1 rRNA gene is annotated in these 788 nt (G+C 48.2%); it reads right to left on the reverse strand.

Annotated elements, in window-relative coordinates:
• Positions 1–788: ribosomal RNA gene (locus tag D1841_RS17740) — 23S ribosomal RNA — on the reverse strand; the annotation flags it as partial.

Raw genomic sequence — 788 nt, forward strand, 5'->3', positions numbered from 1 at the left:
TTACGCACTCTTTAAATGAGTGGCTGCTTCTAAGCCAACATCCTAGCTGTTTATGCAGCTCCACATCCTTTTCCACTTAACTTACATTTTGGGACCTTAGCTGTTGGTCTGGGCTGTTTCCCTTTCGACTATGAAACTTATCTCACATAGTCTGACTCCCACATATGATATTCCGGCATTCGGAGTTTGATAGTTTTCGGTAACCGGTGAAGGCCCCTAGAACATTCAGTGCTCTACCTCCGGGTATCTTTCTGTGAGGCTAGCCCTAAAGCTATTTCGAGGAGAACCAGCTATCTCCGAGTTCGATTGGAATTTCACCGCTATCCACAAGTCATCCCAACCTTTTTCAACAGATATGGGTTCGGTCCTCCATAACCTTTTACAGTTACTTCAACCTGCTCATGGATAGGTCACCCGGTTTCGGGTCTACAGCATGCAACTTCTCGCCCTATTAAGACTCGCTTTCACTTCGGCTCCAGTGCTTTACACCTTAACCTCGCTGCATACCATAACTCGTTGGCCCGTTCTACAAAAAGTACGAGGTCACTTGCGCTCCCTCTGCTTGTAAGCATAAGGTTTCAGGTTCTTTTTCACTCCCCTCCCGGGGTTCTTTTCACCTTTCCCTCACGGTACTATTCTCTATCGGTCACTGGGTAGTATTTAGGCTTGGGGGGTGGGCCCCCCGGCTTCAGACCGGGTTTCACGTGTCCGGTCCTACTCTGGATCCACTCTGCTCCTTGTCAATTTCGTCTACGGGACTTTTACCTTCTTCGGTTTGCCTTTCCAAA

The sequence above is a fragment of the Neglectibacter sp. X4 genome (assembly GCF_009917365.1).
GTDB lineage: Bacteria > Bacillota > Clostridia > Oscillospirales > Acutalibacteraceae > Acutalibacter.